The organism is uncultured Sphingomonas sp., assembly GCF_964244235.1.
Classification (GTDB): Bacteria; Pseudomonadota; Alphaproteobacteria; order Sphingomonadales; family Sphingomonadaceae; genus Sphingomonas.
Genome location: NZ_CAXTII010000029.1, coordinates 1 through 18,360 on the forward strand (window position 1 = coordinate 1; position 18,360 = coordinate 18,360).

The window sequence follows — 18,360 nt, forward strand, 5'->3', positions numbered from 1 at the left end:
CGCTCCTTACCGATGGCGCGTTGGGGCTGGCGCTGGGAATGTTGTCGATGACGCGCATGGAGATGTACCTTCGCGGCAAGCGTCTGCTGGCGGCGGTGCGGGCGAGCCGCTAAGCGCGAGCGCCATGGCCATCAAGCACGCGCTCCCCGTCACCCGCCAGGCCGATTTCGCCGCCTGGTACCAGTCCGTCATCGCCGAGGCCGATCTGGCCGAGGAATCGGGGGTGCGCGGCTGCATGGTCATCCGGCCCTGGGGCTATGGCATCTGGGAACGCATCCAGCGCCTGCTCGACGACCGGATCAAGGCGACGGGACACGAGAATTGCTATTTCCCGCTCTTCATCCCCTTGTCGTACTTCGAGAAGGAGGCGGAGCATGTCGAGGGGTTCGCCAAGGAAATGGCGGTGGTCACGCACCACCGGCTGATCGCGGACGGCAAGGGTGGCCTGACCCCCGACCCCGGCGCGAAGCTTGAGGAGCCGCTCGTCGTCCGGCCGACCAGCGAGACCGTCATCGGCACCGCCTTCGCGCGCTGGGTGCAGTCCTGGCGCGACCTGCCGGTGCTCATCAACCAATGGGCGAACGTCGTGCGGTGGGAAATGCGGACGCGGATGTTCCTGCGGACGTCCGAATTTCTCTGGCAGGAGGGCCATACCGCGCATGCGACCGCGGAGGAGGCGCGCGAGGAAACGCTGAAGATGCTGGAGGTGTACCGCTCCTTCGCGGAGGATTGCCTCGCGCTGCCGGTCGTGGCGGGCGAGAAGCCGGAGAACGAGCGCTTCCCCGGCGCGGTCGCGACCTATTCGATCGAGGCGATGATGCAGGATGGCAAGGCGCTCCAGGCGGGCACCTCGCATTTTCTCGGCACCAATTTCGCGACCGCCCAGGGCATCCGCTTCCAGAACGCGACCGGCGAACTGGAACTGGCGAGTACCACGAGCTGGGGCGTGTCGACGCGGATGATCGGCGGGGTCATCATGGTTCACGGCGACGATGACGGATTGCGCGTGCCGCCGCTCGTCGCGCCGTGGCAGGTCGTGATCGTCCCGATGCTGCGCGACCAGCCCGAGGACGAGGCGATCGTCGCCTATTGCAGGGACCTGCGCGAGGAACTGGGCCGGCGATCGGCGTTCGGCGAACCGATCCGCGCCTTGCTGGACCTGAAGCCCGCCAAGGCCGCCACCAAGCGCTGGGGCTGGGTGAAGAAGGGTGCGCCGATCGTGATTGAGGTCGGTGGCCGCGACATGGCGGGCGGCGCGGTGTCGGTCATCCGGCGCGACCGGTTGTACCGGGACGACGGGAAGCTCGACAGCGTGGTCGTGCCGCGCGGCGATTTCACCGCGGACGTACCGGCCATGCTGGAATCGATCCAGACGGTTCTGCACGCACGGGCGACCGATCGGCTGAAGGCCAACATCGCGCCGGTCGACGACTGGGCGGGGATCGAGGCGCTGTTCGCGGAAGGCAACCCAAATCCGGGTTGGGCCGATGTCCGCTGGGCGAAGCCGACGGGCGCGGCGTTGGACGCGGTGGTCGAACGACTGAAGGCGTTGAAGCTGACGATCCGCAACGCCCCGATGGGTCAGGGCAAGACCCAGGGCAAATGCATCTTCACGGGCGAACCGGCGGTGGAGCGGGTGTTGATCGGGCGGTCTTACTGAGTGCCGGTCCTATTGGACGTGGGTCAGGTTGCCAGCCGTTCGAGCGCGGCGTGACGGTTGCCGAAGCCGCGAAGCGTTCGCCAGCCGGGTACGTTGCGTTCCACCAGGCGGCGAATGCCGTTCGCTCGGCGGCCGTCATGTGCAGCCCCAGCTTGGATCGCCGCATAAGGACATCGTCCGGCGCGCGCGCCCATTCGCGATCATGCATCCAGCGCACCTCGATCTCGGTCAACCCGGCGGCGAAGGCGCGGCCCATGCCGGCCTCGTCGGTGACGTCCGCGAGCATCCGGCGGAGCATCGACCCATAGGCGCGCGCCATCCGTTCGCTGCGCCGGGTGCCGAGAAATGGCCAGATGCGGCGAACCTCGCTCAGAAACGCGGCGAAGGGCGCGATATCGCCGCCGGGGAATATCCGGTCTCGAGTCGTTCGCCTGGCCGATCGACCGAGCGTCGGCGCAAGCTTGCCGATCGCCTCCTCCGCCAGATGGCGCGCCGTGGTGATCTTGCCGCCGAACACGGACAGCAGGGGCGGGCCGTTGGTATCGAGTTCCAGCACGTAATCACGCGTCACCGCCCGCGCCTCGCTCGCGCCGTCGTCGTAGAGCGGTCGCACGCCGGACCAGGTCGAGGTCACGTCGCCGGGGGTGACCTGCCGAACGAAATGCTGGTTCGCCGCGTCGCACAGATACCCGATCTCGTCGGCATCGATCACCGCATCCTCCGGACGATCGACGGGGATGTCGGTCGTGCCGATCTCGGTCGAGTCGTCCTGATAGGGAATCGCGAACACGATCCGCCGGTCGGGGAGTTGCAGGATATAGGCGTGGTCGCCGTCGTACAGCCTTGGCACGACGATGTGGCTGCCCTTGACCAGTCGTACTCCGGCCGCGGTATTCACGCCCAACCGCCCGAGCAGCGCGGCGACCCAGGGGCCGGCGGCGTTCACGATCGCGCGCGTAGTGACGCCGCCGCCGCCGGACAGCGTCGCGCGCCAGATTCCGTCGTCTCGACGCGCGGACTCCAGCGCGGTGCCGACGCGGATGTCCGCGCCATGGTCCGCCGCATCGATCGCGTTCAGCAGCGTCAGCCGCGCATCGTCGACGAACGCGTCCGAATATACGAAGCCGCGCGCGCCGCCTTTCAACGGCGCGGTGAAGGCGGTGTCGCTTTTGCGGAGCGAGCGCGATCGTTTCAGCGTCATCCGGCCGCCCAGCATATCGTAGAAATACAACCCCAGCCGAACCATCCACCATGGCCGCACCGCATTTTCGTGCGGCAGGACGAAGCGCAACGGGCGGATGACGTGCGGCGCGGCCTTCACCAGCCGCTCGCGCTCCCGCAGCGCCTCCGCCACGAGTTTGAAGTCGTAATATTCGAGGTAGCGCAGGCCACCATGGATCAGCTTGGTCGAGGCGGACGATGTCGCACCTGCCAGATCGCCTTGCTCCACCAGCAGGACCGACAGCCCGTTCAGGACCGCCTCGCGCGCGATCGCCGCGCCGTTGATCCCACCACCGACGATCAGCAGGTCGTACGTCGCCATTGTCATGTGGTCGTTCATAGCGGGTGACGTCCGCTGCGCGAAACTCTATCTCGGGGCGATGCACAAACCCAAGGCAGGGCTTCCGAGCCGCCAGCAAATCCTCGATTTCATCGCGCATTCGGAACAGCCCGCTGGTAAACGCGAGATCGCGCGCGCCTTCGGGCTCAGCGCGCAGGAGAAGATCGCGCTGAAGGCGTTGCTGAAGGACATGGCCGACGAGGGGCTGATCGATTCGGCACCGGGCCGCGCGTTCCACAAGATGGGCGGGGTGCCCAAGGTCACCGCGCTGCGGATCGTGGACGTCGATGATAGCGGCAATGTCTGGGCGGTGCCCGACCGGTGGGAGGCGGAAGGCGTGCCGATCCCGCGACTGCGCGTGCGCGAACGCAAGGGTGGAAGCCTCGGGATCGGCGATCGTATTTTGGCCCGGACGGAAGAGGCCGGGGTCGGCTGGATCGCGCATCCGATGAAGCAGATCGCCGCGGCGTCTGACCGGTTGATCGGCGTGCTGCGCGAAGAAGGCGGGCGGTTGTGGCTGACCGGTGTCGACAAGAAGGAACGCCGCGATTGCGTGGTGTCGGACGCAGGCGAGGCGGGGCCGGGCGATCTGGTGCTCGCCGAACGCAGCGGGCGACCGCCGCGGGTCACCGCGCGCGTGGTGCAGCGACTAGGCGATCCGTTCGCGCCGAAGAGCTTCTCGCTGATCGCGATCCACAAGCTGGGTATTCCCGACGTCTTCTCCATCGGGACGCTGGACGAGGCGCGCGCCGTCGCCGGGTTGGCGCTTGGCGAGGGGCGGGAGGATTTGCGCGACTTGCCGATCGTCGCCATCGATCCGGCCGATGCGCGCGATCACGACGACGCGGTGTGGGCGGCACCGGACGACGACCCGGCCAACGAGGGAGGCTGGAAGGCGATCGTCGCGATCGCGGATGTCAGCTTCTACGTGCGTCCGGGGTCCGAACTGGACCGCGAAGCGCGACGCCGGGGGAATTCGGTGTATTTTCCCGACCGGGTCGTGCCGATGCTGCCCGGGATCCTGTCCGCGGACGTTTGCTCGCTGAAGGAGGGCGCGGACCGCGCGGCCTTGGCCTGCCATTTGCGGATCGGCAGGGACGGGGGGCTGTTGTCCTGGCGCTTTACCCGCGCCGTGGTGCGGATCGCGGCGAATATCGCGTATGAGGATGCGCAGGCTATCATGGACGCTTCGGTCGCAGGAGGGGGTTCTTCTTCTCCCCTCCCGCGTGCGGGAGGGGTCGGGGGTGGGCGCTCGCTCACCACGGACGATACGCCATCGATGGCGAGCGCCCACCCCCCAGCCCCCTCCCGCACGCGGGAGGGGGAGTCGTTGCTACCCATCCTTGCCCCCCTCTGGTCGTGCTGGCAGGCCTTCGCGAAGGCGCGGGCGGCCCGTGCGCCGCTCGACCTCGATCTGCCGGAGCGTCGTGTCGTCCTCGACGAACAGGGTCGGCTGCTGTCCGTCGCGCCGCGCGAACGGCTCGATGCGCACCGGCTGATCGAGGATTTCATGATCGCCGCCAACGTCGCCGCCGCCAAGGCGCTCGAGGCGAAGAAGGCACCGGTCATGTATCGCATCCATGAGCCGCCGAGTCGCGAGAAGCTGGTCGCGCTGAAGGAATATCTGGCGACCTTCGACGTCGCCTTCGCGCTGGGGCAGGCCGTGCGGCCGGCGACCTTCAACCATGTCCTCGACAGGATTGGCGACGCCGATTTCCGCCCGCAGGTGATGGAACAGGTGCTGCGCACGCAGACCCAGGCCTATTACGGCCCGGCGAACCATGGCCATTTCGGCCTCGCGCTCGGCAGCTACGCGCATTTCACCTCGCCGATCCGGCGCTATGCCGATCTGCTGGTCCACCGATCGCTGGTGGGAAGCTATGGCCTCGGTCCGGGCGCTCTGCCGGCGGCGGATGCAGCGAACATGGAGGCGGTCGGCGAACAGATCAGCCGCCTCGAACGCCGCGCGATGGAGGCGGAGCGCGACACGATGGACCGCTACGTCGCGGCCTACCTCTCCGAACGGATCGGTGAGACGATGCCCGCGCGGATCACGGGCATCGCCAATTTCGGTGTGTTCGCGACGGTGGAGGGTGTCGGCGGCGACGGCCTGTTGTCGGTGCGTGATCTGGGCGGCGAATATTTCCGCTTCGACGAGGCATCGCGTACGCTGACGGGGGAAACCAGCGGCGACGTCTATACGCTCGGCCAGCGGCTGGACCTCAAACTGGCCGAGGCGAACCCGGTATCGGGCGCGCTGCGGTTCGAGCTGCCGGGCGGCAAGCAGGCCGCTCCGCCGCGGCGGGGCGACCGGGTGGTGAAGCACCGCGGCCGGCCGATGAATATCCGGCATCAGGGGAAGAAGCGGTAAACTTGGTCGCCCTCACCCTTCGCCCCGCCTTCGGCGTCTTTTCCCTCTCCCGCCGGGAGCGTCGGGTGAACAGTGCCCCGCACTGTTCAGGTCATGCCGGGGGCATGACCGACCCGACGCTGGAGGGAGGCGCGCAGCGCCGGAAGGGTGAGGGCGACGGAGATCACCCCACCCGGAACGTCAGCCCCGCCTTGTCCTGCAACCGGTGCCGAAGCGTCGCGCCGAGCAGCGCACCTGGCGTCCAGATGCCGCCTTCGCCCTCGGTCTCCAGCAGACACAGGGCCGTCTCCGCGACCATCTTGCTGGTCGATCCATAGCCCGGGTCGCGGTCCCCGGTCACGACGCAGTCGATCCGCGAACCGTCCGGCATCAGTCCCACGAACAACAGGTCGTAGAAGCCGTTGTCGCGTTCGTCCTTCGACGGCCCTTCACCCGGCTTCGGCCCCTTGTCGGAGGCCAGGGGGTTCAGCTTCGTGATCGCCTCTGCCGCTGCGCGGCCGACATCGCCGAGCCCCGCGACCATCATCTCGTCATAGACGAAATCCTTGCCATAGGCCTGACCGAGCAGGAAATTGGTGCGGTGCACGTTCTTGGTGTTGATCGGCGCCATGATGAACGGCGCGACCCAGGCGCCGATCGTCCCGTCATATTCGGGCAGCAGGCCCATCGGCTGGTGCGGCCCGGAAAAGCCGGGGGTCAGCGCGAACGGATTGGTCAGCAGCGCGACGATCGAGGGATGCCGGGCCGCGGCCATCAGCGTCGCCTTCAGGCTGGCCGCGGTGCCACCCGAAAAGCCGCCCTGCATCTTGCGGACGCGGCCCTTGACCCGGGGGGCGGGCACGCCGTGCCTGGCGACCGCACATTCCTGCAGCGACAGGACGCCGAGGTCGAACGGGATGGAGTCGAACCCGCAACTGAACACGATCCGCGCGCCGCTGGCCTTCGCCGAATCCTGGTGCGCGTCGATCATGTGCCGCATCCAGGCGGGTTCCCCGCACAGATCGACATAGCCCGTGCCCGCCGCGGCACAGGCCGCGACGAGGTCGTTGCCATGGAGCTGGTACGGCCCGACCGTCGTCAGCACGACGCGCGCCCGTTCGGCCATCGTCCTGACGCTGGCCGGATGGGATGCGTCCGCCACGACCAAAGGCGTATCCGCCGGCGCGCCGACCAGGTCGCGCACCTCCGCCAGTTTCGCCGCGCTGCGCCCGGCCATCGCCCATCGCGGCCCGTCGGCGGGATAGGCCTGTACGAGATATTCGGCGACCAGACGGCCGGTGAAGCCGGTCGCACCGTAGACGATCAGATCGAAGTCGCGCATGCCGTCGTCTCCCGGTGTCAGGCCGCCTCGTTGAACTGCAGGCTCGCCAGCCGCGCATAAAGGCCGCTGTGGCCGATGAGGGCGGCGTGGCTGCCTTCCTCCACGATCCGCCCTTCCTCCATCACGACGATCCGCCGTGCCGCGCGCACGGTCGCGAGCCGGTGGGCGATGACCAGCGTGGTCCGGTCGGCCATCAGCCGTTCCAGCGCCTGCTGCACCAGCTGCTCGCTCTCGGCATCGAGCGCACTCGTGGCCTCGTCGAGCAGCAGGATCGGCGAATTGCGCAACAGCGCGCGCGCGATCGTCACGCGCTGCCGCTGCCCACCCGACAATCTCGCGCCGCCTTCGCCAAGGAAGGTATCGAGCCCGCCAGGTAGCCGGCGCAGAAACCCGGCGGCATTGGCGGCCTCCGCCGCGTCCCACAGTTCGGCGTCGGTCGCGTCCCAGCGACCATAGCGCAGATTGTCGCGCGCCGACGCGCCGAAGATGACCGTCTCCTGCGGCACCATCGCGATCCTCGCGCGGATATCGGCAGGATCGGCCTCGCGCAGGTCGACGCCGTCCATCGTCACACGGCCGCCGCTCGGATCGTAGAAGCGTTCCGCCAGCTGGAACAGCGTCGTCTTGCCGGCACCCGATGGCCCAACCAGCGCGACCGTCTCGCCGGGGGCGATGGTCAGCGTGAAATCGTGCAGCGCGGCGACGTCCGGCCGCGTCGGATAGCGGAACGCGACATGCTCGAACGCCAGCGCCCCGCGCGCCGGCTCGGGTAAGGCACGGGGCTCGGCCGGTGCGGCGATGCCTGCGACCTCGGTCAGCAGTTCATGCAACCGCTCCGCCGCACCCGCCGACCGCAGCAGGTCCCCGTAAACCTCGGTCAGCGAACCGAACGAGCCGGCGACCAGGAACGCGGCGACGAGCGAGCCGGTGAGCGATCCCCCCGACAGACGCCCCTCCGCAACGTCGGACACGACCGACCAGAGCAGCCAGAGGATCGCGCCGAACAGGAGCAGGATGACGAGCGCAGTCATCAGGGCGCGGATGCGAATGCGGCGCCTGGCGGCGGCGAAGCCCTGTTCCACCGCCGCTGCGAAGCGTTCGGCTTCGCGCGCTTCCTGGCCGAACGCCTGAACGATCTTCATCGCGCCAAGCGTCTCCACCGCGATCGCGCCTATATCCGCGATCCGGTCCTGGCTCGTGCGTGAAAAGCCACGCACCCGCCGGCCAAGCAGAACGATCGGCAGGATGATGATCGGGATCGCGAGCAGCAGCGATCCCGCGAGCTTTGGCGCCAGAACGAACATCGTCGCGACGCTGGCAATCCCGGTCAGCGCGTTGCGCAGCGCGACGGACACGGTGGTGCCGACCGCGACCTCGATCTGCGCCGTGTCCGCGGTAAGGCGCGATGCGATCTCGGCCGGCCGGTTCTCCTCGAAGAAACGCGGCGCGAGGCCGAGGAGGTTGCGCTGCACCGCAACGCGCACATCCGCCACCACGCGCTCGCCCAGCCACGAAACGAAGTAGAAGCGCACCGCGGTACCCAGTGCGAGCAGCAGCACCAGGCCGAACAGCGCATAGAAGACCTGATCGATATGCGCAGCATCGCCGCCATGCGAAAAGCCGCGATCGATCATCGACCGGATCGGATAGGGGATCGACGCGGTCACGAGCGATGTGACGAGCAATGCCGCGAGCGCCGCCGCGACCTGCGCCGGGTAATGCGAGGCGAAGCGCCACACCATTTTCAAGCTACCCAGACGGCGCGGTACGGCTGGAAGCGCAGATGTCGGGGACGGTCGTCGGGCCATGTCCCGATCTAGCAGCCCCGTCGCTTTCGCTCAACGACGACGGACACCGTGCACGCACATGCACGAACGTCGATTGTGCACCGCGGAAATGTGGATAGGGATGATGCGACCCACGGGATGAAGGATACCCGATGCTTTACGACATGTACGAGATGCAGCGTTCGATGTTGGCCGGTGCCGGCGCGATGGCGGATCTCGGTGCGTCGATGCTGACCGGTCCCGGTAATCCGTTCGCCCGCACTGGCGGCGGATCGGTCATGGCGTCGGCACTGGAGGTATTCGCGCACGCCGCCGCACCGCGCGGCAAGCCCGCGTTCGGCCTCGATTCCACGATCATCGATGGCCGGACGGTCGCGGTGCGCGAAGAGATCGTCGCACGCCGCGCGTTCGGTCAGCTCAGGCATTTCGTTCGCGACGGTATCGATGACGGGCCAAAGCTGCTGATCGTCGCGCCGATGTCGGGTCACTATGCGACGCTGCTGCGCGGCACGGTGGAACGGATGCTGCCGGTCGCGGATGTCTATATCACCGACTGGCGCGACGCGAAAATGGTGCCCGTGTCGGAAGGTCGTTTCGATCTGGACGATTATATCGATTACCTCGTGGATTTCCTGACGACGATCGGTGAGGCGGGGGACGGGGAGCGCGCGCATATGCTGGCGGTATGTCAGCCGTCGGTGCCATGCTACGCCGCCGCCGCGCTGATGAGTGCGGACGCGCACCCCTGGCTGCCGAAGACGCTGACGATGATGGGTGGTCCGGTCGACACGCGTCAGGCACCGACCGCGGTAAATACGCTCGCGACGAAACGTCCTTTCGCCTGGTTCGAACAGAATGTCATCGCGACGATCCCCGCCAACTATCCGGGTGCGGGGCGGCGGGTCTATCCGGGGTTTTTGCAACTTGCCGGATTCCTGTCGATGAACCTGGGCAATCACATGAACAGCCATTGGGACATGTTCAGGCATCTGGTCGCCGGCGATGGCGAGAGCGCGGATGCTACCAAGGCATTCTATGACGAATACCGCTCGGTCTGCGACATGACCGCGGAATTCTATCTCCAGACGATCGATCTGGTATTCCAGACGCATGCGCTGCCGAACGGGACGATGACCCATCGCGGTCGATCGGTCGATCCGGGGGCGATCGTCGATATCGGACTGCTCGCGATCGAGGGCGAGCGCGACGATATTTCCGGAATCGGCCAGACCAAGGCCGCGCTGTCGCTCGCGACCAGCCTTCCGGATGTGAAAAAGCGGTATCTGATGGCGCAAGGTGCGGGCCATTACGGGATATTCAACGGCGCGCGGTGGCGCGATACGATCGCGCCCGTCGTGGAGGACTGGATGGCGGCGAACGGCTGACCCGCCCGCCGCCATCCGATCGATCAGGCCACGGTGTCCACGACCGCGTGGCTGCTGTTCTCCTGGGGTTTGATCGTACCGCCGAACAGCATCTTCAACCGTCCGGACAGCGCGATGTCGGTTTCCCACAATTCCGCGCTGTCGATGTCGAAACGTAGCAGCGTCAGGTCGGGATCGGCCTTTCCGCCCGGAAAATAGGCCTCGGCCGCTTTGTTCCAGAGCTTGTCGATCCCGGCCCGGTCGTCATCGCGCGATACGACGCCGTCAAGACACGCGAAGAAGTCATGCCCCTTGCTGACGAACTGCGCCATCGCACGGCCACCGTCGGCGATGCGATTGCCGCGCCCGGCAAAGAAGAACAAGGTATTAGGTTGATCGTCGTCGATCTGGGCGGTCATCGGTTCGCGATGCTGGTCGCTGCCTTCCAGCCCGATCATGACGAAGGGGCTCGTCTTCAACTTGTCGATGAACTTGTCCGCGACTTCCTGCGGGGTGTGCTGGTCGGCCATATTGTCCTCCTGATTGGTTGGTGGGAGAACGGGTGGGGGCGGCGTTGGTTGCGAAGCGCTGCCCTGTACGTTTCGACAGTGCCCCAATGTGCAGGTTGCGTGATTTCGTCCGGTCATCATGATCCGGCGCGGTAGCAATGACGCTGCCAACACATGGAGGAAACACCTATGACGGTGACCGACTTGGCCTGATCCTTGGCGTTCTCATCGGTTTTGCGACGTTGGTCGTCAAAATCGTGGAGGTACGTAACAAGTAGGGCATACGGGCGGGCTCGCGCTGACACGCCGGTCCCAAACGATTTGAGCCCCGGCCGCTGACACGACCGGGGCTCACACAAGAAGGCGCCTATGACGTCGCCGGGATCAATACATATCGTATCATCGGCTAATTTTCAACCTCACAGCACCTCGAACAGACCCGCCGCGCCCATGCCGCCGCCGATGCACATCGTGACGACGACATGCTTCGCGCCGCGACGCCTGCCTTCGATCAGCGCATGTCCGGTCATGCGTGCCCCCGACATGCCATAAGGGTGGCCGATCGAGATCGCGCCGCCGTCGACGTTGAGCAATTCGTCCGGGATGCCGAGTTTGTCGCGACAATACAGCACCTGCACCGCGAACGCCTCGTTCAGTTCCCACAGGCCGATATCGTCCATCTTCAGCCCGAAGCGCTCGAGCAGCCTGGGGATCGCGAAGACCGGGCCGATGCCCATCTCGTCGGGTTCGGTGCCCGCCACCGCCATGCCGACATAGCGGCCAAGTGGCGTCAGGCCCTTCGCCGCGGCGACCTTCTCCTCCATCAGCACGCTGGCGGATGCGCCGTCCGAAAGCTGCGAAGCGTTGCCCGCGGTGATCGTGCCCTCAGGCAGCACGGCCTTCAGGCTCTTCAAGCCGTCAAGCGTGGTGTCGGCGCGATTGCCCTCGTCCTTGGACAGGGTCACGTCCTTGTGGGTGACCTCCTTCGTTTCCCTGTCCACTATGGCCATCGTCGCACTGACCGAAATAATCTCGTCGTCGAACTTGCCGGCTGCCTGCGCTGCGGCGGTGCGCTGCTGCGACTGCAGGGCATATTCGTCCATCGCATCGCGGCTGATACCATAGCGGCTGGCGACGATCTCCGCGGTCTGAAGCATCGGCATGTAGACCGCCTTGTGCATCGCGATCAATTCGGGGTCCGGCGCGACATTCATCTTGGGCGTCTGCACCAGGCTGATGCTGTCGACGCCGCCGCCGATCGCCACGTCCATATTGTCGACCACGATCTCCTTCGCTGCAGTCGCGATCGCCATCAGGCCCGAGGCGCACTGACGATCGAGGGACATGCCCGACACGCTGGTCGGCAGCCCGGCGCGGAGCAGCGCGGTGCGGGCGATGTTCCCCGCCTGCACGCCCTGCTGGAGCGCGGCACCGAACACCACGTCCTGCACCTCCGCGCCCTCGATCCCCGCGCGCTCGATCGCGGCCTTGATCGCGTGGCTGGCGAGCGTCGGCGAAGGCAGGTTGTTGAACGCACCGCGGTAAGCGCGGCCGATCGGGGTACGGGCGGTTGAGACGATGACGGCGGAACGCATGGTGCTTTTCTTTCTGGCTCCCCTCCCGCTTGCGGGAGGGGCTGGGGGTGGGTGCCCGTTCACGTCGGGCGAAGTTTTCAGTGGAGAGCGGGCGCCCACCCCCCGACCCCGCGCGCGCGCGGGGGGAGTAAGGTCAGACGAAAATCCGGCTGATCCACTCCGCGATCATCGCGGGCTTGGACTGACCTTCGATCTCGACCGTTAATTCGTTGGTCTGTTGATATTGCCCGGGCCGTTTTTCGTCGAATTCCAGGAGTTTGAAGCGACCGCGAACCTTGGAACCAGAACGCACCGGGGTCAGGAAGCGAACCCTGTTGCCGCCGTAATTGACGCCCATCTTCACACCCTCCAGCATCGGCGCGTCCGAAACCCTGGACGACAATAAAGGCATCAGCGACAGCGTCAGGAAGCCGTGCGCGATCGTACCGCCGAACGGCGTCATCGCCGCCATTGCGGGATCGACGTGGATGAACTGGTGGTCGCCGGTCGCATCCGCGAACTTGTCGATCATGGTCTGCGTCACCTCGACCCATTCGGATATGGTTTCGCTGCCGATCCGGCCCTTCATCTCCTCCACGGTGATCGTCGTCACGGCATTCCCCTGGGTGGCGAAATATGGCTTAGCGCGGGCATTCTCTAGGCGCGGGCCGACCGGTTCCGCAAGCCTCAGCCGACCGAAGGTTCGATCATGTCCTACGCCGCAACGTCAGATGCCCGCAGATCCATGGCAAAATTGCACCGCGCCGCCGAACCCGATGTTCTAAAACCGTTGCTGGCCCGCGCGGCGCTGACGACCGACTCGCGCGATCGGGTGATCGGGCATGCGTCCGGCTTGCTGGCGGATCTGCGCGCGGCGCAGTCGCGGGGGTGGGTGAACCAGTTCCTGCAGGAATACCGGCTGAATTCGTCGGAGGGGGTCGCCCTGCTGTCGCTTGCCGAGGCGTTCCTGCGCGTGCCCGATCCGGAAACCGCGGATTTGCTGATCGCGGACAAGCTGGGCGACGCGAACTGGCGTGCGCATACCGGCGAGTCGTCGTCGAAGCTGGTCAACGTCGCGACCTGGGGACTGGTCGTCGGGCGCGCGCTGGTGGGGGAGGGCGAGCAGGGACCGCTCCGGCGCCTCATCAGCCGCGCAGGAGAACCGTTCGTGCGGCAGGCGGTGGGGGCCGCCATGAAGATGATGGGCGAGATCTTCGTCATGGGCCGGACCATCGACGAGGCGATGCGGCGGATGGCGCGCCCGGAGAATCAGGGGTTTACCGCGAGCTTCGACATGCTGGGCGAGGCGGCGCGGACGTTCGCCGACGCCGATCGCTATCTCCAGTCCTATGTCGGCGCGATCGACGCAGTCGGCAGCGATCCGGCGGCGGGGCATTCGGTTTCGGTAAAGCTGTCCGCGCTCCATCCGCGCTACGAGGTCGCGCGGCGGAGCGAATGCGTGCCCGCGCTGACAGACATGCTGGTCGCGCTCGCCGAACAGGCTGCGGCGAAGGGGATTGCGCTGACGGTCGATGCCGAAGAGTCCGAACGGCTGGAGATGAGCCTCGACATCATCAGCACCGTCGCTGCCTTGCCGAGTCTGAGGGGTTGGGACGGGTTCGGCATGGCGGTGCAGGCCTATGGCAAGCGCGCGCGGCCTGTGGTGGCCTGGGCGAACGGGCGAGCCAAAGAGATGGGGCGGCTGATGAACGTGCGGCTGGTCAAGGGTGCCTATTGGGACAGCGAGATCAAGCGGACCCAGGTCGAGGGGCTGGCGGATTATCCGCTGTTCACGCGCAAGGCGGCGACCGACGTGTCCTATCTGGCGGTCGCGCGCGACATGCTGGACGCCGAGCATATCCGCCCCGCCTTCGCCAGCCACAACGCGTTGACCGTCGCGACGATCATCGAATGGGCGGGCAACAGCCGCGACTTCGAGTTCCAGCGACTGCACGGGATGGGCGACGGGTTGTACGAGCGGCTGGTGCGCGAGAATGGCTATCGCTGCCGGGTCTATGCACCGGTCGGGGGGCACCGCGATCTGCTCGCGTATCTCGTCCGGCGGCTGCTGGAAAACGGCGCGAATTCCAGCTTCGTGCATCAGCTGGCGGATGCGCGGTTGAGCGAGGCGGACATCCTGGCCGACCCCGTGGCGAAGATCGCCGCGGTCGGGGGCGCGCGGCATCCTTCGATCCCGCTGCCGGTGGATCTTTTCGGGGCGGGGGGGCACCGGAATTCGAGCGGACTGGATTTGAGCGATGTGGAGACCTTGAAGGCGGCGGCGGCGGCCGTGAACGCGCCCCTCCCGCTTGCGAGTTCCGGGTCGGCGATGTCCCAGGCATCGCCTGAACGACGCGGGGCGTCGTTCACCCGGAACTGGGCCGGGGGTGGGCGCTCGCTATCCACGAACACCGGCGCTGGTGGAGCGCGGGCGCCCAACCCCAACCCCAACCCCAACCCCTCCCGCGAGCGGGAGGAGAGTGACGTTGCCTCCGCCATCACCCGCGCGCACGCCGCCTTTCCCGCCTGGTCCGGCACCTTGATCGACGCCCGCGCCGCGTGCCTCGACCGGCTCGCCGACCTGCTGGAGTCGAACCGCGACGAGCTGATGGCGATCTGCGTCCAGGAAGCGTTCAAGACCATCCCGGACGCCATAGGCGAAGTCCGCGAGGCCGCTGACTTTTGTCGCTACTATGCAAGCCAGGCACGCGCCAACCTCCACCCCGTCGACCTTCCCGGACCGACCGGCGAACGCAACACACTGCACCTCGAACCCCGCGGCGTCTGGGCGACGATCGCGCCGTGGAATTTCCCGCTCGCGATCTTCCTCGGTCAAACCGTCGCCGCGCTCGTCGCCGGCAATACCGTCGTCGCAAAGCCGGCACCGCAAACACCGGCGATCGCCGCCCGGGCGGTCGCCCTCGCGCATGAGGCGGGCGTGCCGGCCGATGCGCTGATCCTCGTGCCCGGCGGCCCCGAGGTCGGCGCAGCACTGACCGGCGATCCGCGGATCATGGGTGTAGCCTTCACCGGATCGACCGCGACCGCGCGCAGGATCGCCCGGTCGCTGCTGGAAGACGATGATCGCCCGATCGTCCCGCTGATCGCGGAAACGGGGGGCATCAACGCGATGATCGTCGATTCGACCGCGCTGCCCGAACAGGTGGTCGCCGATGTCGTCGCATCGTCCTTCCGTTCGGCCGGGCAGCGTTGTTCCGCGCTTCGTCTGTTGGTGGTGCAGGAGGACGTCGCCGACACCGTCATCGAAATGCTGTCGGGCGCGATGGATACGCTGACGATCGGCGCGCCCGGCGATCCGGCGACCGATGTCGGCCCGGTGATCGACCGTGCCGCCCATGACCGGCTGATGGCGTATCGGGAGAGCGTGCGTGACCGGTGGGTCAAAACGATCGACGCGCCGACAGACGGGTTGTTCGTGCCGCCCACGCTCATCCGGCTGGTCTCTATCGAGGGTTTGAACACGGAATGGTTTGGCCCGTTATTGCATGTCGCGACGTGGAAGGCGGGAACGTTGTCTGAGACCATCGCGCGCGTCAACGCGAAGGGATACGGGCTGACGATGGGCCTCCACAGCCGTATCGCGCGCGCCGCCGAAGTGGCGGAGAGCGAGGCGGCGGTCGGCAATCTGTACGTCAACCGGTCGATGATCGGCGCGGTGGTGGGGTCGCAGCCCTTTGGCGGCGAGGGGCTTTCGGGGACCGGGCCGAAGGCTGGGGGACCGCATTATCTCTATCGCTTCGTGACCGAGCGGGCGGTGTCGGTGGATACGACCAGCGCTGGCGGCAACGCATCCCTGCTGTCGCTGGACGAGGGTGGGATCTGAGCCGATTCCGGGGTGGCGAGGGGCTTTCCTATTCCAAACTGCTCGACCCATCACCGGCGTCCTGATCGACTGCGGACCGGTCGGTCGATACCGGCAGCGGCGTGCCGCGTCGCGGGGCGCGTGCTACCGCCGCGCTCAGCGTTTCGAGCGAGGCGTAGGGCATGATGAGGCCGCCGTCCGGGCGCGCGGTAAAGCCGGTCTGCGTCGGATAGGCGAGTTCGATCCCCTCTTCGTTCAATCGCCGTACCAGTGCCATGCCGACCTCATGACGCAGGTCGTAATATTCCTGATACGCGGCGCCCGCCGAATCGAACTCGACGCCGAAATCATAGCTCGACTCGCCGAACGCCGCGAAGCCGGCACGGACGAACTTGCCCCCGGTCGCCCCGACGACCTCCTTCACCAATGCGGGTAGCCCATCCATGACATCGACGGGGGTCCACTGGACGAGTCCCAGCGTGAAGGTTATCCGGCGATAGTCGCGCCGCGTGTTGTTCAGGATTTCCTTGTCGAGCAGATGCTTGTTCGAGATGATCCGTTCCTCGCCCGTCGGCGCGCGGATCCGGGTGGACTTGATCCCGATCGCCTCGACCGTGCCCGACGACTTGTCGTAGGTGATGGCGTCTCCCCGCCCGAATGGCCGGTCGAAGATGATGGCGATCGCCGCGAACAGGTCGGCGAATATGCCCTGCGCGGCGAGGCCGATCGCGATGCCGCCGACCCCCAGACCGGCGACGAGGCCGGTGACGTTGACGCCAAGATTGTCGAGCACGACGATCAGCGCGATCGCGAACAGCAGGAACGTGACGAGGATGCGGATCAACCCCAATGCGTTCAGCAGCGCCTCGCCCGAATAATGTTCGGAGCTTGTGCGATGCTCGATCGCGCCCAGGATGATCTCGCGCGCCCAGATCGCCGCCTGGAATACCGACGCGACCGTCCAAAGGAAATTGATCGTGCCCGATACCTCCCCCGGTGCGGCGGCGTATCCGTCGACGAGCTTCGCCGCGAGCGTGACGATGAAGAAATTGTTGGTCCGCATCAGCGCGCGGCCGAACACCGTGCCCCATCCGGCAAGCCGCTGGTCGTGCCGGCACAGCCGCTGGCCCAGCCGCCTCAGCGCGCCAAGCGCGAAGACGATGACGGTGCCGACCGCGACCGCGATCAGGATTTGAAGCCAATGCATCTGAAACCACTGAACCGCCGAGGCAACGAGGTCCTCCGTCTGCGCTCGCAGATCGGCGGCACTCAAATGGTGGCCGGTAGCAACTGCTTTCGCAGGAACGGGGTTTGGCATGGACGTCTCTGGATCAGGCGGCCGATTTGAGCGCGGGCCGGCCGCGTTCGAGAAAGGCGATGAGGCCGCGTTCGGTACGGCTCAGGTACCGCGCGGCGCGCGGCAGGCGAAGCGCCTTGCGAAAGGCGGTCTGCCCCTCTTTCACGAGGTCGATGAGCGTGGGATGAACATAGGATTTGCGCGCGATCGCCGCGGTGTTCCCCAGCTTGAGCGTAACGGGTTCGAGCAACGTCTTGAGGCTGAGGTCGCGTTCGGTCGAAGCCAGCGCCCCGAACGCGGTGACGCTGGCGGCCCAGGTGCGGAAATGCTTGGCGGTGAACGCCTCGCCTGTCGCTTCGCGGATATACGCGTTCACGTCGGACGAGGTGACGGGATGCGCTTCGCCCGCGTCGTCCAGCCAGCCGAACAGATGCTGTTCGGGCAAGTCCTGGCATTTTCGCGCGAACCGCACGAGCGCCTTGTCGGTCATCTTCAGCGTGCACAATTTGCCCGATTTGGCTTTGAACTGCAGCGTCAGCGCCTCGCCCTTCAATGCGGCATGACGCTTGCGAAGCGTCGTCGCGCCGAAGCTCTCATTGGCCTGCGCATAGGCTTCGTTGCCGACGCGGATATGACCTTCGTCGAGCAGCCTGATGACACCCGCCACGGCGCGTTCCCGCGTCAGGCCGCGCTTGGCCAGGTCAAGTTCGACGCGCTTTCGCAGGCGGGGCAGTGCATGTCCGAACTCGACGCATCGTTCGTATTTCGATGCCTCCTGCGCGGCGCGGAAATCAGCATGATATCGGTATTGTCTGCGGCCCTTCTCGTCCCGGCCGATCGCCTGGATATGTCCGTCCGCGTTCGCGCAGAACCAGGCATTGCGGTACGCAGGCGGCAAGCCAATGGCGTTCAGCCGGTCGATCTCTTCGCGATCGGTGATCCGTTCGCCCGTCGGGGACCAATAGCTCCAGCCGTTTCGAACCTTCTTCCGGGTGATCCCGGGCTGCCGGTCGTCCGCATAGACGATGCGCGCCATCGATGCTCCTTCGTAACGACTGGCAAAATGCGCGCGTCGTCGCTTCGTTCCGGAACG

12 protein-coding genes are annotated in these 18,360 nt (G+C 66.6%); 4 read left to right on the forward strand and 8 right to left on the reverse strand.

What is annotated here, in order from left to right:
- Window positions 1-124: 124 nt before the first annotated feature.
- Window positions 125-1,660 (forward strand): proline--tRNA ligase, encoded by a 1,536-nt coding sequence (proS, locus tag ACFE7D_RS06945; RefSeq protein WP_375394699.1) that lies wholly within the window; start codon window positions 125-127, stop codon window positions 1,658-1,660.
- Here proS and glpD read toward each other — a convergent pair.
- Entirely contained in the window at window positions 1,611-3,221 is a 1,611-nt protein-coding gene (gene glpD / locus ACFE7D_RS06950; protein ID WP_375394700.1) for a glycerol-3-phosphate dehydrogenase, read from the reverse strand. The two genes, proS and glpD, sit on opposite strands and share 50 nt — an antisense overlap.
- A 40-nt stretch (window positions 3,222-3,261) precedes the next feature.
- On the opposite strand from glpD, the gene ACFE7D_RS06955 reads away from it, so the two are divergent.
- Entirely contained in the window at window positions 3,262-5,592 is a 2,331-nt protein-coding gene (locus tag ACFE7D_RS06955) for a ribonuclease R family protein (protein ID WP_375394723.1), read from the forward strand.
- A gap of 163 nt (window positions 5,593-5,755) precedes the next feature.
- Here the strand turns inward: ACFE7D_RS06955 and ACFE7D_RS06960 are convergent, their stop codons facing one another.
- Both ACFE7D_RS06960 and ACFE7D_RS06965 read right to left on the reverse strand, forming a co-directional pair.
- Entirely contained in the window at window positions 5,756-6,913 is a 1,158-nt protein-coding gene (locus ACFE7D_RS06960; protein WP_375394701.1) for a saccharopine dehydrogenase family protein, read from the reverse strand.
- A 17-nt stretch (window positions 6,914-6,930) separates the two neighbouring features.
- A complete protein-coding gene (locus tag ACFE7D_RS06965) occupies window positions 6,931-8,721 on the reverse strand; it encodes an ABC transporter transmembrane domain-containing protein (RefSeq protein ID WP_375394702.1) in 1,791 nt (596 codons plus the stop codon).
- Between the two features lie 131 nt (window positions 8,722-8,852).
- Here ACFE7D_RS06965 and ACFE7D_RS06970 point away from each other — a divergent pair, with 131 nt between their 5' ends.
- A complete protein-coding gene (locus ACFE7D_RS06970; protein WP_375394703.1) occupies window positions 8,853-10,085 on the forward strand; it encodes a polyhydroxyalkanoate depolymerase in 1,233 nt (410 codons plus the stop codon).
- A 23-nt stretch (window positions 10,086-10,108) separates the two neighbouring features.
- Here ACFE7D_RS06970 and ACFE7D_RS06975 read toward each other — a convergent pair whose 3' ends face one another.
- From ACFE7D_RS06975 to ACFE7D_RS06985, 3 genes are all read right to left on the reverse strand, one after another.
- Complete coding sequence (locus tag ACFE7D_RS06975) at window positions 10,109-10,594, reverse strand: pyridoxamine 5'-phosphate oxidase family protein (RefSeq protein WP_375394704.1); 486 nt, start codon at window positions 10,592-10,594, stop codon at window positions 10,109-10,111.
- Window positions 10,595-10,992: 398 nt separating this feature from the next.
- Window positions 10,993-12,168 (reverse strand): acetyl-CoA C-acyltransferase, encoded by a 1,176-nt coding sequence (locus ACFE7D_RS06980; RefSeq protein ID WP_375394705.1) that lies wholly within the window; start codon window positions 12,166-12,168, stop codon window positions 10,993-10,995.
- A 133-nt stretch (window positions 12,169-12,301) separates the two neighbouring features.
- Window positions 12,302-12,736 (reverse strand): MaoC family dehydratase, encoded by a 435-nt coding sequence (locus tag ACFE7D_RS06985; RefSeq protein WP_375394724.1) that lies wholly within the window; start codon window positions 12,734-12,736, stop codon window positions 12,302-12,304.
- Between the two features lie 156 nt (window positions 12,737-12,892).
- On the opposite strand from ACFE7D_RS06985, the gene putA reads away from it, so the two are divergent.
- Window positions 12,893-15,991 (forward strand): bifunctional proline dehydrogenase/L-glutamate gamma-semialdehyde dehydrogenase PutA, encoded by a 3,099-nt coding sequence (putA, locus tag ACFE7D_RS06990; protein ID WP_375394706.1) that lies wholly within the window; start codon window positions 12,893-12,895, stop codon window positions 15,989-15,991.
- Between the two features lie 28 nt (window positions 15,992-16,019).
- On the opposite strand, the gene ACFE7D_RS06995 is transcribed toward putA, so the two are convergent.
- Together ACFE7D_RS06995 and ACFE7D_RS07000 are read right to left on the reverse strand one after the other, a co-directional pair.
- Complete coding sequence (locus ACFE7D_RS06995) at window positions 16,020-17,177, reverse strand: mechanosensitive ion channel family protein (RefSeq protein ID WP_375394707.1); 1,158 nt, start codon at window positions 17,175-17,177, stop codon at window positions 16,020-16,022.
- A gap of 124 nt (window positions 17,178-17,301) precedes the next feature.
- On the reverse strand, window positions 17,302-18,303 hold the full coding sequence (locus ACFE7D_RS07000; RefSeq protein ID WP_375394708.1) for a DNA topoisomerase IB: 1,002 nt from the start codon (window positions 18,301-18,303) through the stop codon (window positions 17,302-17,304).
- Between the last annotated feature and the right edge of the window lie 57 nt (window positions 18,304-18,360).